We start from the raw sequence: 22409 nt of genomic DNA, 5'->3' as shown, positions 1-22409 counted from the left end.
TGCCGAATCAGATCAGTGGGTGGCCTTCTTGCGGGCAATGTCCTCGAGGGCTGCGATGTACTCGGCCCGTGCGGCGGCGCCTGCCTCCCACTCGGCCTTGCGGTTCTTCACCGCCTTCGCCGGCGAACCGACGGCGATACTGAAGTCGGGGATGTCCCCCTTGACCACGGCGTGTGCGCCGAGCACGCAACCACGACCCACCCGCGTGTTCCGCAGCACGGTGACCTTGGCGGCCACCCAGGTGTCCGGGCCGATCCGCACCGGGCCCTTGACGATGCCCTGGTCCTTGATCGGCACGTTCACGTCGTCCATGCGATGGTCGAAGTCGCAGATGTAGCACCAGTCGGCAACCAGCGTGGACGCGCCGATCTCGATGTCGATATAGGTGTTGACGACGTTGTCCTTGCCGAACACCACCTTGTCGCCGATCCGCAGCGAACCCTCGTGGCACCGGATGGCGTTGCCGTCACCGATGTGGACCCACCGCCCGATCTCGAGCCGCGACAACTCCGGCGAGGCGTGGATCTCCACCCGCTTGCCCAGGAACACCATGCCGCGCAGGATCACGTGCGGGTTGGCGAGTTTGAACTTCGCGAGCCGGTAGTACCGCACCAGGTACCACGGCGTGTACGCCTTGTTCGCCAGAACCCAGCGCAACGACGCCACGGTCAGGAAACGTGCCTGCTCACTGTCCCGGCGTCGCGAACCACGCCACCGTGTGCGCAACGGTGCGCCCCACATGCTCGTCATAGCCTGTCAGCCTACGTACCCGGGCTCCGGGATAGTCTTGCGGGCCGAGGGTTGTGCGGACCGAGAGTTGTCGAACGACGGGAGAAACGATGCGACGGGCCCTACGGTCGTCGATGCTGGTGCTGACCGCGGCCTGCGCGGTGGTGCTCGCCGGATGCGGGGGCGACCCGGTCGACAACTCGCTCGCCTCGACGGGCTGGCCCGGGGCGCACGCGGATGCCCGCAACAGCAACACCAGTCCCGGCACCGGATCACGCGACGTGTCGTTCGCGTGGTCCCGGCCGCTCGGGGGGCCGGTGTCGACGACCCCGTCCATCGCCCCCAACGGTCAGATCTCGCTGACGGCCCGCACGGAGCGGGGATGCAATCTCTTCTCCTTCCAGTCCGACAGCGAACGCAAGCGTTGGTGCACCCGACTGTCCGACGGAGCCACCGCGTCGACTCCCGTCTCCGACTCCGTCGCCAACATCTACATCGGCGACGAGGGCGCGATGAACTCGTACAACGAGTACGGCCAGTTGCGGTGGCGGACGCCCGTCTCGGGCACCCCGCTGTCGGCCCAGTTCACCGCCGACGGAAACCTGCTGTTCGTCACCCATCTCGGCAACATCCACGTCCTCGACACCCAGAACGGACGCCCGGTGCTCCCGGCGTTCCAGATGATCCCCCCGCCGAACGTCGACGGCACCGACGGCGATCTCCTCCCGAACGACGCCGGACTGGACGAGTGCTTCCTCGGGACCGCCGCGTGCCCGGTCGCCCACACCCCCGCGATCGACCTCGCGTCGGGACGCTTCTTCGTCACGTTCTTCCGTCCCGGCTCCCCTGCGACCGAGCTCGTCGCCATCGACTACGTGGAAGGCGACTCGCCCCGGATCGCGCCGGCCTGGGCCTCCGACGTGCTGCCCGGCGGCGCCGCGTCCAGCCCGGTGGTGTCCGCCGACGGCACGCGGGTGTACGTCAACGACCGGGAAGGCCGACTCTGGGCGCTGGACGCCGAAACGGGTGCACCGCAGTGGAACTACGACCTCGGCTACGTCGCGGCCGCCGCACCGTCGGTGTCCGACGACGGCCTGCTCGTGGTCGCGGGCGGCGAAGAGGGACGGCTGCTCGCGGTCCGGGACGCGGGAGACAGCGCGGAACTCGCGTGGGAACGCGACGACGTCCTCCAACTCGGGGTCCCGGCACAATCCGCGGGCGAGACCGGCTACACGGTGATCCGGGACGGAGACGACGGCCTGGCACTGCTGACCTTCGACACCGGGGACGGAAGCACCCTCGATCAGACCGTGTTGCCGGACGCACTCGGATTCAGCACCGGGACCGCGATCGGCCCGAAGGGGGAGGTCGTCGTGCCGTCGTTCCTGGGTGAGCTCTTCGTCCTACGCTGACGACGGCCCTCCCGCAACGGTTCACACGGTGGGCGGTGCACAGACGAACGCGACACCCGCACGGCCGATCCGGGTGACGATCACGCTGTACGCACGCGTGCCCTTCAGCTTCAGCCGCGGGCGCAGGACCGCGGGATCGATGTCGACTCCGCGGACCAGGATCTCCACCGAGCCGCAGTCCAGCCGAGCGAGCTCCTGCCGTAACACCTTCTCGGAGAACTTGATCCGTTCGAGAACACGGAATCCCCGCACACCGGCGGGCACCGTGTCGCCGGTGAGGTAGGCGATCTGGGGGTCGAGCTGCCACAACCCGTGTCGGGCAGCGTACTGACGCACCAGGCCCGCCCGCACGACGGCACCGTCCGGGTCGACGATCCATTGCCCCGGAGCCCGTTCGGGGATGTCGTCCGGCTCGGCATCGGTGACGGTCCACCCCGTGCCGTCGGCGGCGAGCACGCTCGCCCTGCGCGTCACTCCCGGCTCGGCGAGGTCGCGGGACCACAGGCATGCTTCCCGCACTCCCCCGCTCAGGGAGGTGACCTCCACCTCGCCGTCCCAGGCGAGGGCGTCGAAGTCCAACCCCGGGGCGCATTTGACCACCAGATCGCGACTGCGGTACACGGACACGAGATCCGGCAGCGGCGGCTGCAACTGCGCCGGATCGAACGTGCGGCGTCCACCGGCTCGGCGGGCCGGGTCGGCCACGACGACCGTGCCCCGGCTGCACGGGGCCAACGCATCGGCGCGCGCCACCGCGACGGCGGGGACGTTGTGGGCCGCCATCCGCAACCGCACGGCGTCGAGGTCACTGCCGAGGACCACGCTCGCCGTCTCCGACAGCGCCGCCAGTTCCGCACCGACCGAACATGTCACGTCGTGCACCGAACGCCCGGCCAATCGTCTGGCCCGATGCCGCGCCACCACCGACGGGGTCGCCTGCTGGAGTGCCTCGTCGGTGAACAGCCACCCGCCGCTGCCGGGCAGCTTGCCGATCGCCTTCCTGCGCAGCAGGACCGTCTCCACCAGCATCGCCGCCCGGTCACCGAAACGGGTACGCGCCCGGCCGATGTCGGCCAGGCGCGTACGCGAAGTCAGCTCGAACCGGTCGACCTCGGCCAGGGCGAGAGCACCGTCGGGACTCAGCAGGTAGCCGACGTCCTGCGCGGTGAAGTCGTAGCCCAACTCACTTGCCGGGCTTCACACCGGTGATCATCACGTTGTAGAACAGGCCGCGCGGAACGACGTGCTTGAGCACGTTCTCGTCCACCCAGCTGAGGTTCTTCCACGCACCGAACGCGAACCTGGCCCAGCCCCAGCCGAGCTTGCCTTCCGGGACCGCCGCCTCGAACGTGCGCACCGGCCAGCCCAACAGGGCCGCAGCGAACTCCTCCGTCTCGGCGTGCACCTCGACGGCTCCGGCGGACTCGGCGATCTTCTCGAGATCGGTGGGGTCGAACGTGTGCAGGTCGACGACGGCCTCGAGCGCCGCCGCGCGGGAGGACTCGTCGAGCTCGGCCTGGGGACGCCGCCAGTCCGCGAGAGCGGGCAGCCTGGTGATCCGCGTGGTGGCCTCCCACGTCAGCCGCCCGAGCCAGCGTGCGTAGAAGTTTCCGACGGTGGTCGGCTCTCCGGCGAAGACGAACCGTCCGCCGGGCTTGAGGACACGCAGTACCTCGCGCAGCGACTGCTCGACGTCGGGAATGTGATGCAGCACGGCATGGCCGACGACGAGGTCGAACGTGTCGTCCTCGTAGGGAATGGTCTCGGCGTCGGCGACCCGGCCGTCGACCGGAAGACCGAGATTCTCCGCGTTGCGCAGCGCCACCTTCACCATGCCGGGTGAGAGATCGGTGACCGAACCCGTCTTCGCGACCCCGCCCTGCATCAGGTTGAGCAGGAAGAAACCAGTGCCGCAACCGAGCTCGAGCGCCCGCTCGTACGGCAGCGGCTGGTCACCGGCGACGGCGTCGAAGCGCCCGCGGGCGTAGTCGATGCAGCGCTCGTCGTACGAGATGGACCATTTCTCGTCATAGGTTTCCGCTTCCCAGTCGTGGTAGAGCACCTGGGCCAGCTTCGTGTCCTTCAGGGCCGCCTCGACCTCGGCCTCGGTGGCGTGCGGGTGGGGCGCTGGGTCGTCGACGGCACTGGCATCGACGGCGCGGTCGCGGGACCGATCGTCCGGGCTTGCAGTCATGCGTGAATCCTACTCACTGGTAGAAAGGAACAGGTTCTAGTTGCGTGTGGTGGGTCAGCCTACTCGCCCGTGAACTGAGCCTTACCGGGACCGTTCTCGATGAACGACTGCATACCGATCTTCCGATCCGCCGTGGCGAACAGCGCCGCGAACTGCTGCGCCTCCACCTTCAGCCCGGACTGCAGATCGACGTCCAGGCCCTGATCGATCGCCGCCTTGGCGGCCGCGATCGCCCGCGAGGCACCCTTCGTGAACTGCGCGGCCCAGCGCTTGGCGGCCTCGTACACGTCGTCCGGTGCCACCACCTCGTCGACGAGGCCGATGCGCAGGGCCTCCTCGGCGTCGACGAAGCGGCCCGTGAACACCAGGTCCTTCGCCTTCGCCGGACCGACGAGGCGGGCCAGACGCTGAGTGCCACCCCCACCCGGGATGATCCCGAGCAGGATCTCGGGGACACCGAGCTTGGCGTTGTCACCGACGATGCGCCGATCGGCGGACAGCGCCACCTCGAGGCCTCCCCCGAGCGCGTAACCCGTCACCGCGGCAACGGTCGGCTTGGGAATCTCCGACACGGCCGCAATGTCCCGCTGGAGGTCGGCGATGAGGTCGCTGGCCTCTCCGAACGACAGCTCCGCCATCTCCTTGATGTCCGCGCCCGCGGCGAACACCTTCTCGCCGCCGTACACGATGACCGCCTTGACGTCGGGGTTCACCGTCGCCTCGCGCGCCGCAGCCCGCAGTTCCTGCTGCACTTGACGGTTGAGCGCATTCATCGGCGGCCGCGCGAGCCGGATCGTGCCGATGCCTTCGGAAACCTCGAGGGTGACGAATTCAGCCATGGCGAACAGGCTACTGCGTGTTCACGCCGCCGCGGACGCCCCGTCCGGCCTCACCGTGCGTCTCCGCTTCGCTTCGACCGCCTCACACGTCTCCGCTTCGCTTCGACCGCCTCACACGTCTCCGCTTCGCTTCGCGCGTCACACGTCTCCGCTTCGCTTCGACCAGGGATGGGGTCGGGCAGCGTAGTACTCCTCCTGGTCCGGGAACTCGACCCGCAGGCCTTTCCCCTCACCGACCAGCGTCGGGAGGATCTGCGGGATGTCCGGCTCCGCGGCCAACACCTCCGCGACGGTGCCGAACCCCGCCAGCCGGGAGAGCTGCGTCCACGTCGGGGGCAGGAGCACGCTGGCACCGTCCCGCCAGTGCGCGATCGCCGCCGCCGGTGTCTGCCAGCGCACCTCCTCGGCCTCGGAGGTCGCACCGTCGGCAACCTGCCCGTCCGGTGCGGCGGCGACGAAGAAGCGGGTGTCGTAGCGTCGACCTTCACCGACGGGAGTGATCCAGTTCGCCCAGGGCCGCAGCAGATCCGTCCGGAGCACCAGGCGCTCGCTCTCGAGAAATTCCCCGAACGACAGTTCACGTTGTTCGAGCCGGGTACGTGCCCGTGCGTAGCGGGCCGTGTCGGCGACGACGCTGTCCGCCGTAGGACCGGCGAGCAGGACGCCGCACTCCTCGAACGTCTCCCGCACCGCCGCACACACCAGCGCCTTCGCCCGTGCCGCGTCGGTGGAGAACCGCCGGGCCCACCATGACACCGGCGGCCCCGACCAGCCGATGTTCGCGTCCTCGTCCGAGGGGTCCACACCGCCTCCGGGGAACACCGTCATCCCGCCGGCGAACGCCATCCCCGCGACCCGACGCAGCAGGAACACCTCGAGCTCACCCGACTGCCCGTCCCGCACGAGGATCACCGTGGAGGCGTCCTTCGGGTCGACGGCAGGCGCGGTCGACCCGGCCGCGGCAGGTTCGTGATTCGTTGCCATGTTCGGAACCTACGCCAACCGTGACGCGGCTCTCACTCCAGGGGTGAACTGACGTTCACGCCCGATGCCGTCCCGGCACCCGGGTCCTGCGCGCGAAGTACCGGCCGTCCACCCGATCGAGGGTGATGGACTGGCTGAACGCCGCGCTGAGGTTGTCTGCCGTGATCACGTCGTCGATGAGTCCCTGCGACACGATCCGGCCTTCCTTGAGCAGCATGGCGTGCGTGAACCCCGGCGGGATCTCCTCGACGTGATGGGTGATGAGCACCGTCGCGGGCGCGTCGGGATCGGCAGCCAGATCGGTGAGGCGGGCGACCAGTTCCTCCCGGCCCCCGAGGTCGAGGCCGGCTGCGGGCTCGTCGAGCAGCAGCAGCTCCGGGTCGGTCATCATCGCGCGGGCGATGAGCACCCGCTTGCGCTCCCCCTCGGACAGCGTGCCGTAGGTGCGCTGCGCGAGATGTTCGGCACCGAGGCTTTCGAGCATCTCCACCGCGCGTTCGGTGTCGAGATCCTCGTACCGTTCGCGCCACCGGCCGAGAACGGCGTATCCGGCGGAGACCACGAGGTCACTGACGAGCTCGTCGCCCGGCACCCGGTTGGCGAGGGCGGACGAGGACAGCCCGATCCGCGGACGCAGTTCGTTGATGTCGACCCGGCCGAGCCGCTCGCCCAGGAGGTGGGCGGTGCCCTCGGTCGGGTGCAGTTCGGCCGCCGCGATCCGCAGCAGCGACGTCTTGCCTGCGCCGTTGGGACCGAGCACCACCCATCTCTCGTCGAGTTCCACCTTCCAGCTCACCGGGCCGACCAGCGTGGACCCACCACGCCGGAGCAGAACGTCGTCGAATTCGATGAGGAGGTCGGGATCTGGTGAAGGCACGTCGTCCATCTTCTCGCACATTCTCCGGCGGATTGCAGCAGGATCGAATTCGTGTCCCCTCATGCGCATCCCGGCGGTGGCCCGCCCGCCCGACCGGCCACCACACACCGGCCCCGATTCCCCGGCTCGCCGTTCCCCCTCGGCGCGCACCCGACGGCACACGGAACGCAGTTCGCGGTACACGCACCCGATGCCACCGGTGTCGAGGTGTGCCTGGTCGGAGACGACGGAACCGAACAGCGGGTGGCTCTCGAGGCACCCACCTACGGCATCTGGCACGGGGTGATCCCCGACGTCGGCCCGGGGCAGCGCTACGGCTATCGCGCGCACGGCCCGTGGGACCCACGCCGCGGCCTCCGCTTCAACCCGGAGAAGCTCCTGGTCGACCCATGGGCGCGCCGGCTGAGCGGCGGCATCGACGACTACGAGGCGCTCACGTCCTCCGCGGACGGCAACCCGTTCGGCCCGCCGTCACCGATCGACTCGCTCGGCCACCTGCCCTACTCGGTGGTGACCGCGCTCACGGATCCGGTCCCGGGACCGCGAGCGGAGACCCCCTGGGAGGAGACGGTGATCTACGAGCTGCACGTCGGCTCGTACACCGCCCGGCATCCGCTGGTCCCTCCGGAGTTGCGTGGCACCTACCTGGGGTTGGCGCAGCCGTGCATCCTCGACCATCTCACCGCGCTGGGGGTCACCGCTGTCGAACTGCTGCCCGTGCACGCGTACGTCACGGAACGCTCCGTCGCCGCCCGAGGCATGCGCAACCACTGGGGATACGCCACCGCGAGCTACTTCGCGCCGCACCCCGGCTACGCGGCCCGCCCCGGCGGGGAGATCGCCGAGTTCCGGACCATGGTCGACGCACTGCACGGTGCCGGGATCGAGGTGATCCTCGACGTCGTCTACAACCACACCTGCGAGGAGGGGCTCGGCGGCATCACCCTGGGATGGCGCGGACTCGACGGGCCCGGCTACTACCTCCTCGACGACGAGGGCCGGGACATCGACGTCACCGGGTGCGGCAACACGGTGAACGCGAACTCACCGATCGCCGTGCGGATGATCACCGACAGCCTTCGGCACTGGGCACTGAACATGGGCGTGGACGGATTCCGCTTCGATCTCGCCTCGGCGCTCGGACGGGTCGACGGCGGCCCGTTCGATCCGGCTGCTCCGGTGCTGTCCGCCGTCGCCGCGGACCCGGTGCTGTCCCGCTGCAAGCTGATCGCCGAGCCGTGGGACGCCACCGCCGCCGGGTATCAGCTCGGCCGCTTCGGGCTCCAGTGGTCGGAGTGGAACGACCGCTACCGGGACGTGTTGCGCACCTTCTGGAACGGCACGAGCGGGGTCGGTGAACTCGCCTCCCGTGTCGCCGGATCGGAGGACCTGTTCCGTGGACGCAGACCGTGGGCGTCGGTCAACTTCGTCACCGCCCACGACGGGTTCACCGTCGCCGACCTCGTGTCCTATCGGCACAAGCACAACGAGGCCAACGGCGAACAGAATCGGGACGGCACCGGCCACAACCACTCGGTCGACCACGGAGTCGAAGGACCCACCGACGACCTCGAGATCCTGGCGGCGCGGGACCGGCACGTGCGGAACCTCCTCGCCTCGCTCACGCTGAGCACCGGAACTCCGATGCTGCTCGCCGGAGACGAATTCGGGCACACCCTCGGCGGCAACAACAACGCCTACTGTGTGCCCGCGGGGACGCCGCGCGAGGACGCCTGGCCACTCGACTGGGAGAGCGCGGACCCGGCCCGCACCGCCTTCGTGACACATGCACTGGCGCTGCGGCGCGCCGCACCCGCGCTGCGCCAGCCCGAGTTCTTCGAGGGACGCAGCACTCCCACCGGCCATCCGGATCTGGTCTGGTTCGGCCGCACCGGAGCCGAACTCGACGATTCCGCCTGGTTCGACGAGTCGCAACGCACGCTGCAGGCATGGATCGACTGCTCCGACGTCCGGTCGCACACCGCCGAAGGGCAGATGCTCACCGACGACAGCTGGCTCGTGATCGCCCACGCAGACGGACCCGCCGACGTGACGCTCGGCTGCCCGGAGTGGTTCTACGGCACCCTTCGCCTCGAGCTCGACACCCGCGCACCCGACGGTGTGCCCGAGCCGGGGCCACCGATCGAGCGCGGCACGCCGCTCCACCTGGACGGGCCGTCGTTCCTCGTGCTGCGAGCCACCGACTGAGCACCCTGCGTCCGCCCATTCTCCGAGTCGAATTAACTTCTCGCTGAGAGAAAACCTTCCCAAACCGGGCAATCTCGAACATGCTTCGCCTTCGGTCCTGTCACACGGGTGGGACCGGAACGAATCGGAGAGTTCGATGTTGGTCACGACCGGCCAGAATCCGGCCGACACCGCCACCGAGCCCGTCGAGGCACCGACCGCGACGACGACGTCCACGGCCTTCTACCGGCGGCCGGGATTCCTGCGTTCCCTCGCGCCCGTCGTCCTGTTGCTCGCGTGGCAGTTCGGCAGCCAGAGCGGCCTGTTGTCCGAACGCGTGCTGCCGGCACCGTCGGTGATCCTCGCCGCCGGTGTCGAGGTCTTCCAGTCGGGCGCACTCATGGACGCCCTCGCCGTGTCCACGCAACGGGTACTCATCGGTTTCGCGCTCGGCGCGGCCCTGGGCGTCGGATTCGGGATCGCGGCGGGAGTCAGCCGCCTCGGCGAGTACATCGTGGATCCGCCACTGCAGATGTTGCGGACCATCCCTCTGTTCGGGCTCATTCCGCTGTTCATCATCTGGTTCGGTATCGGTGAGCAACCCAAGGTGTACCTCATCGCCCTCGGCGTGGCCTTCCCGCTCTACCTCAACACCTTCGCCGGGATCCGACGCCTGGATCCCAAACTGCTCGAACTCGCGTCCGTGCTCCAGCTCAGCCGGACCGAGCGTCTACGGAACCTCATCCTTCCCGGTGCGCTGCCACAGATCCTCGTCGGTCTGCGGCAGAGCCTCGGAATCGCATGGCTGTCCCTCATCGTCGCCGAACAGATCAACGCGAGCGAGGGCCTCGGCTTCATCGTCAACAACGCGCGCGAGTTCCTCCGCACCGACATCGTCATCTTCGGGCTCCTGGTGTACGGGCTCCTCGGCCTGATCACCGACTCGATCGTGCGCAGTTTCGAACTGCGCGCCCTCCGGTGGCAGCCCACCGTGGTGCGCTGACTCCCGCCCTACCCGCGGGTCGGAACGACCGTTCCCGACACGCCTTCCCGACACCCCCGACCCGGATCGACCGAGGGAGCACTCGATGACCGACACCGTGCCTCGCACCGGCACACCCGCGGCCCGGCTGGCCGGCCTGCGCAAGAGCTTCGGGCCCCGAGTGGTCCTCGACGGGATCGACCTCGACATCGCCCACGGAGAGATCGTCGCACTCGTCGGCCGCAGCGGATCGGGGAAATCGACCCTGCTCCGCGTCCTCGCCGGGCTGTCCGACGATCACACCGGCACCGCGCACGTCGCGGGCCATCCGACGGTGGTGTTCCAGGAACCGCGGCTGATTCCCTGGCTGCCCGTCGTGAAGAACGTCGCCCTCGGATTGAAGGACCGCCGGTCCCGCGCCCGTGGCGAGGCGCAGGCCCGCACGGTCCTGGGCGACGTCGGCCTCGGACACCGCGCCGACGCATGGCCACTGACCCTGTCCGGGGGCGAGGCGCAGCGTGCGGCTCTGGCCCGGGCCCTGGTGGCCGAACCGACGCTGCTGCTGCTCGACGAACCGTTCGGCGCGCTCGACGCCCTCACCCGGCTGGCCGCACACGATCTGCTGCTGCGCCTGTTCGCCCGCCACGGCTTCGGGGTGCTGCTGGTCACGCACGACGTCGCCGAGGCCGTCACCCTTGCCGATCGTGTGCTCGTCCTCGACTCGGGACGCATCGCGCACGAGGTCCCGATCGATCTGCCCCGGCCCCGCAAGCACGCGTCCCCGGACGCCGCCGTCTACGCCGCCCGACTTCTCTCCCTCCTGGGAGTGGACGACCAACCCAGCCCGACACAGAAAGCAGCACAGTGAATCTCCGCTCACTCCGTTTCCGATCCGCAGGGGTCGCGCTGATCGCGGCCGCATCTCTGGTCCTCGCCTCGTGCGGCGACGACTCCGCGTCTGCCGATCCGGAACCCACCGGCCCCGTCGACCTCTCCCAGGTGACCCTCGCGGTCGGTGATCAGCGGGCGATCTCGATCGAGGTGCTGTTGACCGCCTCCGGCCAACTCGACGACCTGCCGTACGACATCGAGTTCTCCACGTTCACCGCCGGACCGCCCCTCGTCGAGGCCGCCAGTGCCGGTGGCATCGACCTGGCACAGGTGGGCAACACCCCGGCGATCTTCGGTGCGGCCGCGAAGGCGAACATCAAGATCGTCGGTGCCCTCGAGGCAAGCGGGAAGGGCGACGCCATCCTGGTCGGCCAGGACTCCACCATCGACACCGTGAACGACCTGCGGGACAAGAAGATCGCGGTCACCAAGGGCAGCTCCGCCCACGCGAACCTGCTGCTGCAGTTGAAGAAGGCAGGGCTCGGCCTCGACGACGTCGATCCCGTCTACGTCGCTCCCGCGGACGGGTACTCGGCCTTGACCAGGGGCGAGGTGGACGCCTGGGCGGTGTGGGATCCCTTCACCGCCATCGCCGAGCAGGAGGTGGGTGCGCGTTCGATCGCCACCGCCGACGAGGCCGCCAACGGATACAACTTCTGGATCGCGTCGGACAATGCCCTCGCCGACGCGGGTAAGTCCGCAGCGATCGAGGACTTCCTCACTCGCTACGCCGCGGCCACGCAGTGGTCGAGCGACAACATCGACGAGTGGTCCACCAGGTACGCCGAGCTGACGTCGATCAGTGAGGATGCCTCCCGCACCACCTGGACCCGGTCCATCAAGGAGCCGATCCCGCTGTCCGACGACGTCATCGCCTCCGAACAGGAGATCGCGGACGCGTTCACCGAGTCGAACGAGATTCCCGGAACCGTGGACTTCGCCGAGGCGGTGGACACCCGATTCGAGTAGCCGGGCCGGGGCACACAGCCCCGATCACGGGTGGGCGATCACCGTCATCGACCCCGGAGCCACTTCGGTGAACCCGGCGTCGCGGACGGTGATCGCCTTCCCGCTCGTCACCCGTCGGCCGAGCTGCGCCCAGCGGGCCGGATCCGCGTCCCGTACCGCACAGCGATAGCCGGCCCGCGCCCACTCCGCCACCGCGTCCGCGCTCATCGCGCCGGCCAGCAGCATGGAGGCGTGGCCCACCTGGGCGGCTGCCTTCCCGACGGTCATCTCGAGCGACGCGTTCAACCACAGCACCGGAACCCCCGCCGGGACGGGACCGGGATCGTCGTGTTCGAGGTCCGTCCCCCCGATCTGCAGCTTCCTGATCCGCGGATCGAGGGCGCCGACGGGTCCGGGTACCAGCGCCCGCGCCTGCGCCCCGTCGACGTCCACCGTGACGCCGTCGACGTCCTGCGCTGCCAGCCACTGGGCGCCGCGTGCCCGCCGGGACACCTTCCTGATCCGCGATCCGGTCCAGGCGAGATACGCCGCACGCCACGGACCCGGTTCCCCGGACTCGTCCACGCCCACCCGCTCGTCGAGGCACAGCGCCACCGTGGCGGAGGCGGCCGCCTCCAGCAGCGCACTGCGCGCGGGCCGGTCGGTCTTGGGGATGTGGAGAACGATCGGCATCGCGAGCACCTGCTCGGGGTCCACCGGATCCGGTCGCCCACCGTAGCCACCGGCCAGGATCGCGTGCCGCGCCGCGAAACTCCCGGGCGCACCGATCGTCATTGCAGGGGAACGCGACGGATTCCACCGTCCACCGCGTCGGCGGCCTCGACCTCGTCGCGGGTGACGCCGAGCACGAACAGCACTGCGTCGAGGAACGGGTGCGACAGGGCCGTGTCCGCCACTTCCCGCAACGCGGGCTTGGCGTTGAACGCCACGCCCAGGCCCGCGGCGTTGAGCATGTCGATGTCGTTGGCGCCGTCGCCGACCGCCACGGTCTGCTCCATCGGGACCCCGACCTGTGCCGCGAACTTGCGCAGTGCGGTGGCCTTCGCGGCGCGGTCGACGATGTCACCGACGACCCGGCCGGTGAGCTTGCCGTCGACGATCTCGAGCGTATTGGCCTGGACGAAGTCGAGTTCGAGTTCGTGGGCCAGGCCTTCGATGACCTGACGGAATCCACCCGAGACGACGCCGCAGTGGTACCCGAGACGGCGCAGCGTCCGGATCGTGGTGCGTGCTCCGGGAGTGAGAGCGAGGCCGTCGGCGACGTCGTCGATGACGGAGGCGTCGAGGCCGGCGAGGGTGGCGACCCGCTTGTGCAGGGACTCGGTGAAGTCGATCTCGCCGCGCATCGCACTCTCGGTGACCTCACGGACCTCGTCCTCCACGCCGGCACGGGCCGCGAGCATCTCGATGACCTCACCCTGGACGAGCGTCGAGTCGACATCGAAGACGATGAGCCGCTTGGCCCGCCGGGCGAGGCCACCGCGTTCGACGGCGATGTCGACGTTCTCGGCGACGGACACCTCGGCGAGCGCGGTACGTAGGCGACGATCCGATTCCTCCCCGCCGGCCGGCGCGGACACCATCAGTTCCAGTCCGGTGAGCGGGTAGTCGGCCACACCCCGGATCGTGTCGATGTTGGCGCCGAGGACGGCCAACGCGCGGGCGATGGACTGCAGCGCACGGGCACTGATCGGGCTGCCGAGCACGACCACTGCGTGGGTGGACACGGCGGGGCGTCCCTGATGCGCACCGATCTCGATGTCGACGGACATTCCCACCGTGTGCATCGCGTCCTCGAGCACTTCCTGCAGGGACTCGGGGTCACCGGGGCAGGACACGAGTACACCCAGGGTGAGACGGCCACGGATGACCACCTGCTCGACGTCGAGCAGGCTCACCTCGTGCCGGGAAAGCGCGGCGAAGAGCACCGACGTGACGCCCGGCCGGTCGGGACCGGTCACCGTGACGAGCACAGTGCTGTCGATTGCTCCCACCGAGATAACTCCGTTCATCTGCATGTTCGGGGTCGAAGGTGAACCCGATACGACCGTGCGGGGCCCATACCCCGTCGGCAGTCCATTGTGCCAAGCGAAAAGCCCCGCCCGTTGGTCGGGGCGGGGCTTTTCGGGTTCTGCGTGAGGCGCCGGGTCAGCGGATCGTGTCGGTACCCGGCCGTCCTTCGCCCTCGGTGGTCAGCGGAGCATGACGCTCCTCCTCGAGGACGGTGCTCGCGTGCTTACCGCCGTGGCCGGGACCGACGTGGGCCTCGGCCCGCATCCGTTCGACCATGTGCGGGTAGTGCAGCTCGAACGCCGGACGCTCCGAGCGGATCCGCGGCAACTCGGTGAAGTTGTGCCGCGGCGGCGGGCAACTGGTGGCCCACTCGAGCGAGTTGCCGTATCCCCACGGATCGTCGACCGTGACCACCTCGCCGTACCGGTAGCTCTTGAAGACGTTCCACACGAACGGCAGCGTCGAGGCGCCGAGGACGAACGCGAAGATCGTCGAGAACGTGTTGAGCGTGGTGAATCCGTCCGACGGCAGGTAGTCCGCGTACCGGCGCGGCATGCCCTCGGCGCCCAGCCAGTGCTGCACCAGGAAGGTGCCGTGGAAGCCGATGAAGGTCAGCCAGAAGTGCCACTTGCCGATGCGCTCGTCCAGCATGCGGCCGGTCATCTTGGGGAACCAGAAGTAGATGCCGGCGTAGGTGGCGAACACGACGGTGCCGAAGACGACGTAGTGGAAGTGGGCGACGACGAAGTAGCTGTCGGTGACGTGGAAGTCGAGCGGCGGGCTCGCCAGGATGACGCCGGACAGGCCGCCGAACAGGAACGTCACGAGGAAGCCGAGGGAGAACAGCATCGGTGTCTCGAACGTGATCTGGCCGCGCCACATGGTGCCGATCCAGTTGAATATCTTCACGCCGGTGGGCACCGCGATGAGGAACGTCATGAACGAGAAGTACGGCAGCAGGACGGCGCCGGTGGCGTACATGTGGTGCGCCCACACCGCGATGGACAGTGCCGCGATCGCCATGGTCGCGTAGACCAGGCCGCTGTAGCCGAAGATCGGCTTGCGGGAGAAGACCGGGAAGATCTCCGAGACGATGCCGAAGAACGGCAGGGCGATGATGTACACCTCGGGGTGGCCGAAGAACCAGAACAGGTGCTGCCACAGCATCACGCCGCCGTTGGCGGGATCGAAGATGTGGCCACCGAGGTGCCGGTCGACGAACAGGCCCATGAACGCCGCGGTCAGCAGCGGGAAGGCCAGCAGGATGAGGATGCTGGTGATGAGGATGTTCCACGTGAAGATGGGCATCCGGAACATCGTCATACCGGGTGCCCGCAGGCACACGATCGTGGTGATCATGTTGACGCCACCGAGGATGGTGCCGAGGCCGGCGACGGCCAGACCCAGGATCCACAGGTCGGCACCGACGCCGGGCGAGTGCAGCTCACTCGAGAGCGGCGTGTAGGCGGTCCAGCCGAAGTCGGCGGCACCACCCGGGGTGATGAAGCCGGCGGTGGTGATGAGGGCGCCGAACAGGTACAGCCAGTAGCTGAAGGAGTTCAGACGCGGGAACGCGACGTCCGGCGCACCGATCTGCAGCGGCAGGATGTAGTTGGCGAAGCCGAACACGACCGGAGTCGCGTACAGCAGCAGCATGACCGTGCCGTGCATGGTGAAGAGCTGGTTGAACTGCTCGTTCGACAGGAACTGCAGGCCCGGGACCGCGAGCTCGGCCCGCATCAGCAGCGCCATGAGGCCACCGATGAGGAAGAACGCGAACGAGGTGACCAGGTACATGATCCCCAGGACCTTGGGATCAGTGGTCGTGATCATTTTATAGATGAACGAGCCCTTTGGTCCCTGCCGCGGCGGGTACGGCCTCGCTGCAGCTATCTCCGGGACTGGCTGGGGCGCTACGGCAGTCACTGATCCTCCTGAATGTGCCCTTGGTCGCTCCGCAGGCTCCGCTCCTGCCGTCCAACCTCTGCCCCGAGGTGGACGGTCTGTGGCTTGCGCTCATCGAATCGTAGACCGTGGCATCAGGGACCACGGACTCGGTCCTACCCACTGTCGTACTTCGTCACGTGTGAGACAAGCGGACACCGTGATTACCTGCGAATTTCCTGGGTCGAACGTCCCGAACCGGCCCTCCGACGGCGTGTCGTACACGCCGCCGGCCACGGCGTCGGCAGCGTCGACACCCGCGCCCGCGGACTTGACCCCTCCATTAAGGTTTCGCTTGCCTTACCGTTTTTCGCCTCGTTGTGCCCTGATCGACAGGAGACCCCCGTGTCCACATTGCTGCGCCGCACCGCCGCGGCCGCGTTCGCGGCGACCGCCCTCGCCGTCGCCGGCTGCTCCTCCGCCGACGAGGACGCGACGGCGGCGTCCTCCACCGAGGGGTTCCCCCGCACCGTCACCCACTTCCGGGGTGTCACCGAGATCCCCGAACAGCCGCAGCGGGTCGTCGCCCTCGACACCAGCTTCACCGACGCCGTACTTCTGCTCGAGACCCCGCTCGTCGGCTACGTGGACTACCGCGAGTCCGGCTTCCCGGAGTACGTCGGGGACGCCGGCCAGGAGTTCGGCGCGGACGCGGAGCCGGTAGGGAAGGTCAGCGAGGCGAGCCTCGAGAAGGTCGTGACCCTCGAGCCCGATCTGATCCTGTCCGCGGACGTCCGCGACGGCGACCGGTACGACCAGCTGTCCGAGATCGCCCCGACCGTGTTCACCGAGACCACCGGACCGACGTGGAAGGAGAACATCCGTCTCGTCGGACAGGCGCTCGGCAAGGAGGAGCTCGCGGAGCAGAAGATCTCCGAGTACGAGGAACGGGCCCGGGCGATCGGTGACGAGATCAACGCGAAGGAGAACAACCCGACGGTGTCGGTCGTCCGATTCGCGGGCGAGCCCACCGCGCGCCTGTACCGCACCACCTCGTTCAGCGGCATCGTTCTCGAGGACGCCGGGCTCGCGCGGCCGGACAGCCAGGGCCCCGATCCCGCCGACCCGGCGAACATCATGAACTCGATCAGCCCGGAACTCATCGACCAGGCCGATGCCGACGTCATCTTCGTCAGTACCTACCAGGACGGCACCGGACAGACCTCGGACGCCGCGCGCCCGTTCCTGGAGAGCCCGCTGTGGGCGCAGCTGGACGGCCGCACCGTCGACGTCGACGACACGCTGTGGATGACCCCGGTCAGCATCCAGGGTGCGCACAAGATCCTGGACGACCTCGCGGATGCCTTCGGCGTCGACCGGCACGAGATCTGACTGGCCGCGAGATCTGACTGGCCGCGGGCCACACCTTCGCGAGGGACTAACCTGAACGCGCCCGTACACACAGGAAGTCGGTGACTTGACTCTTCGCCCGCGTTCTCAGGTTCGCCTGTCGGCCTCGGTCGCCACCGCGGCGGCCGCGCTCCTCGTCCTCGCCGGCTGCTCCGGCACACCGGAGGACGACGACGCCTCGACGATCGTCCGCACCACCACCGCCATCGCCGGCGCATCCGTCGTCGGCATCGAACGCGACACCACGACGGCCTGTCCGGCGCAGACGCCGGTCGACCCGGGCCTGGCCGCCGGCGGAACGCACCTGGTGACACACGGCGTCGGCGAGACCGACGTACCGGTGGACCCGCAGCGGATCGTCGTCCTGGACAGCACGGCGATGGACTCGGTCTGTGCGCTCGGCCTGTGGGAGCGGGTCGTCGGGGCAGGCGCGGACGAGGGACCGACCCCGCAGCCGCCGTACCTCGGCACCGGCATCTCCGAGATCCCCGGCATCGGCCCCGCCGTCGCGCCGGACGTTGCGCTCATCGCGGAGGCGCAACCGGATCTGATCCTCGGATCGAGTCCTGCCTCGGCCGATCTCTACGACCGGCTCGGGGAGATCGCGCCCACCGTGTTCACGGGGTCGGACCCGGTCGCATGGAAGGAACAGTTCGTGACCGCGGGCAGCGCGCTCGGGCGCGCCGATGCGGCGGCGGCAGCCCTTTCGGTATACGAGGAAGAGGCGCAGACGGTCGGCACCGACGTGGACGCGGCGCAGACACAGGCGTCGGTCGTGCGCTTCAGTCCCGAGACGCTGAGCATCCAGGGACCCGAGTCCTTCGCCGGGCAGGTCCTGGCCGACACCGGCGTGCGGCGCCCCAGTACCCAACGGATCAGTCCCGCCGCCACCGAGGACGTCACCGAGGACATCGCACGCGCGGAGGGTGACATCGTCTACGTCGTCATCGGCGGTGAGGCGTCGAAGAAGCACGCGGAGACGGTGATGACGACGGACGCCTGGGAGGAACTCGAGGCCGCCAAGGACCGCCGCATCTTCGTCGTCGAGGGCTCGGTCTGGAACGGCAACGGCCTGGCCGCGGCCCGCGCGATCCTCACCGATCTGCGCAACACCCTCAACGCCTACTCCGGCGGCTGATCCCCCCCTGCACACTCCCCCCTGATCACTCCCCCTTGCCCGGCACGATGTCACACGGTATTCGTTGGATCGAACCGGTGTGACATCGTCCCAGTGGGTTGGGGAGCCTCTGTGCCGCATACGCATTCGGCTCGATGTCACATGGGTTCGATCTGAACGAACCAGTGTGACATCGAGCCGAAAGCAGCGGGAAGGAACCGGATCAGAAGTCCCAGTCGTCGTCCTCGGTGTTGACGGCCTTGCCGATGACGTACGAGCTTCCCGATCCGGAGAAGAAGTCGTGGTTCTCGTCCGCATTCGGTGACAGGGCGGACAGGATGGCCGGGTTGACGTCGGTCTCGTCCTTGGGGAACAGGCCCTCGTAGCCGAGGTTCATCAGTGCCTTGTTCGCGTTGTAGCGCAGGAACTTCTTGACGTCCTCGGTGAGACCGACCTCGTCGTACAGGTCCTGGGTGTAGTCGACCTCGTTGTCGTAGAGCTCGAAGAGCAACTCGAACGTGTAGTTCTTGAGTTCCTCACGCTCGGCCTCGGTGATCTGCTCGAGGCCCTTCTGGTACTTGTAGCCGATGTAGTACCCGTGCACCGCCTCGTCGCGGATGATGAGGCGGATCATGTCGGCCGTGTTGGTGAGCTTGGCTCGCGAGGACCAGTACATCGGAAGGTAGAAGCCCGAGTAGAACAGGAAGCTCTCCAGCAGGGTGGACGCCACCTTGCGCTTGAGCGGATCGTCGCCCCGGTAGTAGTCCATGACGATCTGCGCCTTGCGTTGCAGATTCGGATTCTCCTCCGACCACCGGAACGCATCGTCGATCTCGCGGGTCGAGCACAGCGTCGAGAAGATCGAGCTGTAACTCTTGGCGTGCACCGACTCCATGAACGCGATGTTCGTGAGCACGGCTTCCTCGTGCGGGGTCACCGCATCCGGGATGAGGCTGACCGCACCGACCGTGCCCTGGATGGTGTCGAGCAGAGTGAGGCCGGTGAACACGCGCATGGTGAGCTGCTGCTCGACGGCGGTCAGCGTCGCCCAGGACTGGATGTCGTTGGACACCGGCACCTTTTCCGGCAGCCAGAAGTTGCCGGTGAGGCGATCCCACACCTCGGCATCCTTCTCGTCCGGCACCCGATTCCAGTTGATCGCCGAGACACGATCGATCAACTTGATCGGCGCGCCGTCCGCCGGCGAGTGGGAGTGCGGTGCGGCAGTCATGAGAATTCCCCTACCTGATCACTGAGTGTCGACGGTTCGTTCGGATGGGTCACAGCATGCACGAGACGCAGCCCTCGACCTCGGTGCCCTCGAGCGCCATCTGACGCAGGCGGATGTAGTACAGCGTCTTGATTCCCTTGCGCCACGCGTAGATCTGCGCACGGTTGAGATCCCGTGTGGTCGCGGTGTCCTTGAAGAACAGAGTCAACGACAGGCCCTGATCGACGTGCTGCGTCGCGGCAGCGTACGTGTCGATGATCTTCTCGTAGCCGATCTCGTACGCGTCCTGGTAGTACTCGAGGTTGTCGTTCGTCAGATACGGCGCCGGGTAGTAGACGCGACCGATCTTGCCTTCCTTGCGGATCTCGATCTTCGACGCCACCGGATGGATGGAGCTGGTGGAGTTGTTGATGTACGAGATCGACCCGGTGGGCGGGACGGCCTGCAGGTTCTGGTTGTAGATGCCGTGCTGCTGCACCGACGCCTTCAGCTCGCGCCAGTCGTCCTGGGTCGGGATCTGCACGTCCGCATCGGCGAACAGTGCCCGGACGCGCTCGGTCGCCGGTTCCCACACCTGGTCGGTGTACTTGTCGAAGAACTCACCCGACGCGTACTTCGAGTCCGGGAATCCCTTGAAGTGGGTGCCACGCTCGATGGCGAGCTTGTTCGAGGCACGCAATGCGTGGAACAGCACCGTGTAGAAGTAGATGTTGGTGAAATCGATGCCCTCGTCGGATCCGTAGTGGATCCGCTCGCGCGCCAGATACCCGTGCAGGTTCATCTGCCCCAGGCCGATCGCGTGAGAATCGTTGTTGCCCTGCTCGATCGACGGCACCGAGTAGATGTGCGTCTGATCGGAGACCGCGGTGAGCGCCCGGATCGACACCTCGATGGTCTGCGCGAAATCCGGCGAGTCCATCGTCTTCGCGATGTTCAGCGAGCCCAGATTGCACGAGATGTCCTTGCCCACATGGCTGTAGGTGAGGTCGTCGTTGTACGTCGACGGCGTCGAGACCTGGAGAATCTCCGAGCACAGATTGGAATGAGTGATCTTGCCCGCCACCGGGTTCGCCCGATTCACGGTGTCCTCGAACATGATGTACGGGTAGCCGGACTCGAACTGCAGCTCGGCGACGGTCTGGAAGAACTCACGGGCCTTGATCTTCGACTTGCGGATCCGCTTGTCGTCGACCATCTCGTAGTACTTCTCGGTGACGTCGATGTCCGCGAACGGCACACCGTAGATGCGCTCGACATCGTACGGCGAGAACAGGTACATGTCCTCGTTCTTCTTCGCCAGCTCGAACGTGATGTCCGGGATGACCACACCGAGCGAGAGGGTCTTGATCCGGATCTTCTCGTCCGCGTTCTCGCGCTTGGTGTCGAGGAACCGGTAGATGTCCGGATGGTGCGCGTGCAGATAGACGGCGCCGGCACCCTGACGCGCACCGAGCTGGTTCGCGTAGGAGAACGAGTCCTCGAGCAGCTTCATGATCGGGATGACGCCCGAGCTCTGATTCTCGATCTTCTTGATGGGCGCGCCGTGCTCACGAACATTGGTGAGCAGCAACGCAACTCCACCGCCGCGCTTGGACAGCTGCAGCGCCGAGTTGATGGCCCGGCCGATGGACTCCATGTTGTCCTCGATGCGCAGCAGGAAGCAGGAGACGGGCTCACCGCGCTGCTTCTTGCCGGAATTGAGGAACGTCGGAGTGGCGGGCTGGAACCGACCGGAGATGATCTCGTCCACCAAGTGCGTCGCGAGGATCTCGTCACCGGCGGCGAGGGTGAGGGCCACCATGCACACCCGGTCCTCGAACCGCTCGAGGTAGCGCTTGCCGTCGAATGTCTTGAGCGTGTACGAGGTGTAGTACTTGAAGGCACCGAGGAACGTCGGGAACCGGAACTTCTTCGAGTACGCGTGGTCGATGAGCTTCTTGACGAAGTCGCGCGTGTACTGGTCGAGGACCTCGGGCTCGTAGTAGTTCTCCTCGACGAGATAATCGAGCTTCTCGTCGAGGTTGTGGAAGAACACCGTGTTCTGGTTGACGTGCTGCAGGAAATACTGCCGAGCAGCGGCGACGTCCTTGTCGAACTGGATCTCGCCGTCCGGTCCGTACAGGTTGAGCATCGCGTTGAGCGCGTGATAATCGAGACCCTCGGTGGAGGTGCCCGTGCGCGCGGCCCGCTCGACGTTGCTCACGCTTGCGTCGGTGATGGTTGGTGCCATATCTCCTGCTCCCGCCCTACCTGTTGTTCCCAGAACTGCCCGAGCCCTTCCCGTACCCGCTGGACGTCCTCGGGCGTACCCATGAGTTCGAAGCGATAGAGGTACGGGACCTGGCATTTCTGCGAAATGATGTCGCCGGCCATCCCGAAGGACTCGCCGAAGTTGGTGTTCCCGGCCGCGATGACGGCGCGGATCAGTGATCGATTGTGCTCGTTGTTGAGGAATCGGACGACCTGCCTGGGCACGTAGTGCGTGTCCCTGCCCGTCGCCGTCCATCCGCCCCCGTAGGTGGGAACGACGAGGACGTACGGCTCGTGCACCTCGAAGGTGCCCTCGCGGTCGTGGAGTGGAATTCGCGTTGCACGCAGACCGAGCTTCTCGACGAATCGGTGCGTGTTCTCCGACGTGCTGGAGAAATACACCAGCGAAGTCATCGGTCTCACCATTCTCAGATTGTCAC

The 22409-nt window shown here is 67.6% G+C and carries 19 protein-coding genes; 7 read left to right on the top strand and 12 right to left on the bottom strand.

Annotated elements, in window-relative coordinates; genetic code table 11:
* Positions 1 to 12: 12 nt before the first annotated feature.
* Positions 13 to 750, bottom strand: a complete 738-nt coding sequence (locus G4H71_RS18625; RefSeq protein ID WP_072736391.1) for an acyltransferase — start codon at positions 748 to 750, stop codon at positions 13 to 15.
* 89 nt (positions 751 to 839) lie between these two features.
* Here G4H71_RS18625 and G4H71_RS18620 point away from each other — a divergent pair, with 89 nt between their 5' ends.
* A complete protein-coding gene (locus G4H71_RS18620) occupies positions 840 to 2141 on the top strand; it encodes an outer membrane protein assembly factor BamB family protein (protein ID WP_072736392.1) in 1302 nt (433 codons plus the stop codon).
* Between the two features lie 21 nt (positions 2142 to 2162).
* Here the strand turns inward: G4H71_RS18620 and G4H71_RS18615 are convergent, their stop codons facing one another.
* The 5 genes from G4H71_RS18615 to G4H71_RS18595 all read right to left on the bottom strand — a co-directional run bounded on the left by G4H71_RS18615 (position 2163) and on the right by G4H71_RS18595 (position 7044).
* The gene (locus tag G4H71_RS18615) at positions 2163 to 3323 is read right to left on the bottom strand and encodes a THUMP-like domain-containing protein (RefSeq protein ID WP_072736393.1); all 1161 of its coding nucleotides are present in this window, start codon (positions 3321 to 3323) and stop codon (positions 2163 to 2165) included.
* A 1-nt stretch (position 3324) separates the two neighbouring features.
* Positions 3325 to 4335: a class I SAM-dependent methyltransferase gene (locus G4H71_RS18610; protein WP_072736394.1), complete on the bottom strand. Its 1011-nt coding sequence runs from the start codon at positions 4333 to 4335 to the stop codon at positions 3325 to 3327.
* 59 nt (positions 4336 to 4394) lie between these two features.
* A complete protein-coding gene (locus G4H71_RS18605; RefSeq protein WP_072736395.1) occupies positions 4395 to 5174 on the bottom strand; it encodes an enoyl-CoA hydratase/isomerase family protein in 780 nt (259 codons plus the stop codon).
* 138 nt (positions 5175 to 5312) lie between these two features.
* Positions 5313 to 6158, bottom strand: a complete 846-nt coding sequence (locus G4H71_RS18600) for an NUDIX hydrolase (protein ID WP_072736396.1) — start codon at positions 6156 to 6158, stop codon at positions 5313 to 5315.
* Positions 6159 to 6213: 55 nt separating this feature from the next.
* Complete coding sequence (locus G4H71_RS18595; protein WP_072736649.1) at positions 6214 to 7044, bottom strand: ABC transporter ATP-binding protein; 831 nt, start codon at positions 7042 to 7044, stop codon at positions 6214 to 6216.
* 42 nt (positions 7045 to 7086) lie between these two features.
* Here G4H71_RS18595 and glgX point away from each other — a divergent pair, with 42 nt between their 5' ends.
* From glgX to G4H71_RS18575, 4 genes are all read left to right on the top strand, one after another.
* Complete coding sequence (gene glgX, locus G4H71_RS18590; RefSeq protein ID WP_072736397.1) at positions 7087 to 9243, top strand: glycogen debranching protein GlgX; 2157 nt, start codon at positions 7087 to 7089, stop codon at positions 9241 to 9243.
* A 136-nt stretch (positions 9244 to 9379) separates the two neighbouring features.
* Complete coding sequence (locus G4H71_RS18585; protein ID WP_072736398.1) at positions 9380 to 10225, top strand: ABC transporter permease; 846 nt, start codon at positions 9380 to 9382, stop codon at positions 10223 to 10225.
* Between the two features lie 85 nt (positions 10226 to 10310).
* Positions 10311 to 11072, top strand: coding sequence for an ABC transporter ATP-binding protein (locus tag G4H71_RS18580; RefSeq protein ID WP_072736399.1), 762 nt, complete (start codon positions 10311 to 10313; stop codon positions 11070 to 11072).
* On the top strand, positions 11069 to 12064 hold the full coding sequence (locus tag G4H71_RS18575; protein WP_072736400.1) for an ABC transporter substrate-binding protein: 996 nt from the start codon (positions 11069 to 11071) through the stop codon (positions 12062 to 12064). Before G4H71_RS18580 ends, G4H71_RS18575 begins: the two co-directional genes overlap by 4 nt.
* Before the next feature lie 24 nt (positions 12065 to 12088).
* On the opposite strand, the gene G4H71_RS18570 is transcribed toward G4H71_RS18575, so the two are convergent.
* The 3 genes from G4H71_RS18570 to ctaD all read right to left on the bottom strand — a co-directional run bounded on the left by G4H71_RS18570 (position 12089) and on the right by ctaD (position 16003).
* Positions 12089 to 12838 carry a peptidyl-tRNA hydrolase gene (locus tag G4H71_RS18570; RefSeq protein WP_072736401.1) on the bottom strand — a complete coding sequence of 250 codons (750 nt, stop codon included), beginning with the start codon at positions 12836 to 12838 and terminating at the stop codon, positions 12089 to 12091.
* The gene (gene serB / locus G4H71_RS18565) at positions 12835 to 14058 is read right to left on the bottom strand and encodes a phosphoserine phosphatase SerB (RefSeq protein WP_072736650.1); all 1224 of its coding nucleotides are present in this window, start codon (positions 14056 to 14058) and stop codon (positions 12835 to 12837) included. The genes G4H71_RS18570 and serB overlap by 4 nt, the downstream gene beginning before the upstream one ends.
* A 154-nt stretch (positions 14059 to 14212) precedes the next feature.
* Positions 14213 to 16003 (bottom strand): aa3-type cytochrome oxidase subunit I, encoded by a 1791-nt coding sequence (ctaD, locus tag G4H71_RS18560; protein WP_072736402.1) that lies wholly within the window; start codon positions 16001 to 16003, stop codon positions 14213 to 14215.
* A 363-nt stretch (positions 16004 to 16366) separates the two neighbouring features.
* Between ctaD and G4H71_RS18555 the strand changes: the two genes are divergently transcribed.
* Together G4H71_RS18555 and G4H71_RS18550 are read left to right on the top strand one after the other, a co-directional pair.
* Positions 16367 to 17353, top strand: coding sequence for an ABC transporter substrate-binding protein (locus G4H71_RS18555; protein ID WP_072736403.1), 987 nt, complete (start codon positions 16367 to 16369; stop codon positions 17351 to 17353).
* Positions 17354 to 17438: 85 nt separating this feature from the next.
* Positions 17439 to 18509, top strand: a complete 1071-nt coding sequence (locus G4H71_RS18550; RefSeq protein WP_072736404.1) for an ABC transporter substrate-binding protein — start codon at positions 17439 to 17441, stop codon at positions 18507 to 18509.
* 202 nt (positions 18510 to 18711) lie between these two features.
* Here the strand turns inward: G4H71_RS18550 and nrdF are convergent, their stop codons facing one another.
* The 3 genes from nrdF to nrdI are packed head-to-tail and all read right to left on the bottom strand — an operon-like array spanning position 18712 to position 22383.
* Positions 18712 to 19719 carry a class 1b ribonucleoside-diphosphate reductase subunit beta gene (gene nrdF, locus G4H71_RS18545; protein WP_072736405.1) on the bottom strand — a complete coding sequence of 336 codons (1008 nt, stop codon included), beginning with the start codon at positions 19717 to 19719 and terminating at the stop codon, positions 18712 to 18714.
* A gap of 49 nt (positions 19720 to 19768) precedes the next feature.
* Entirely contained in the window at positions 19769 to 21949 is a 2181-nt protein-coding gene (gene nrdE / locus G4H71_RS18540) for a class 1b ribonucleoside-diphosphate reductase subunit alpha (protein ID WP_072736406.1), read from the bottom strand.
* Entirely contained in the window at positions 21919 to 22383 is a 465-nt protein-coding gene (nrdI, locus tag G4H71_RS18535) for a class Ib ribonucleoside-diphosphate reductase assembly flavoprotein NrdI (RefSeq protein WP_072736407.1), read from the bottom strand. Before nrdI ends, nrdE begins: the two co-directional genes overlap by 31 nt.
* Between the last annotated feature and the right edge of the window lie 26 nt (positions 22384 to 22409).

The sequence above is a fragment of the Rhodococcus triatomae genome (genome assembly GCF_014217785.1).
GTDB lineage: Bacteria > Actinomycetota > Actinomycetes > Mycobacteriales > Mycobacteriaceae > Rhodococcus_F > Rhodococcus_F triatomae.
The sequence above is the reverse complement of the archived record's forward strand: the minus strand, read 5'-3'. Positions and strand labels throughout refer to the sequence as shown.

Bases quoted from the DNA above. Each gene is read 5' to 3' on its own strand.
- G4H71_RS18625 (WP_072736391.1), bottom strand. From the start codon at position 750: ATGACGAGCATGTGGGGCGCACCGTTGCGCACACGGTGGCGTGGTTCG.
- nrdI (WP_072736407.1), bottom strand. From the start codon at position 22,383: ATGACTTCGCTGGTGTATTTCTCCAGCACGTCGGAGAACACGCACCGA.
- nrdE (WP_072736406.1), bottom strand. From the start codon at position 21,949: ATGGCACCAACCATCACCGACGCAAGCGTGAGCAACGTCGAGCGGGCC.
- G4H71_RS18620 (WP_072736392.1), top strand. From the start codon at position 840: ATGCGACGGGCCCTACGGTCGTCGATGCTGGTGCTGACCGCGGCCTGC.
- G4H71_RS18600 (WP_072736396.1), bottom strand. From the start codon at position 6,158: ATGGCAACGAATCACGAACCTGCCGCGGCCGGGTCGACCGCGCCTGCC.
- G4H71_RS18570 (WP_072736401.1), bottom strand. From the start codon at position 12,838: ATGACGATCGGTGCGCCCGGGAGTTTCGCGGCGCGGCACGCGATCCTG.
- nrdF (WP_072736405.1), bottom strand. From the start codon at position 19,719: ATGACTGCCGCACCGCACTCCCACTCGCCGGCGGACGGCGCGCCGATC.
- G4H71_RS18610 (WP_072736394.1), bottom strand. From the start codon at position 4,335: ATGACTGCAAGCCCGGACGATCGGTCCCGCGACCGCGCCGTCGATGCC.
- G4H71_RS18585 (WP_072736398.1), top strand. From the start codon at position 9,380: ATGTTGGTCACGACCGGCCAGAATCCGGCCGACACCGCCACCGAGCCC.
- G4H71_RS18605 (WP_072736395.1), bottom strand. From the start codon at position 5,174: ATGGCTGAATTCGTCACCCTCGAGGTTTCCGAAGGCATCGGCACGATC.
- G4H71_RS18595 (WP_072736649.1), bottom strand. From the start codon at position 7,044: ATGGACGACGTGCCTTCACCAGATCCCGACCTCCTCATCGAATTCGAC.
- G4H71_RS18580 (WP_072736399.1), top strand. From the start codon at position 10,311: ATGACCGACACCGTGCCTCGCACCGGCACACCCGCGGCCCGGCTGGCC.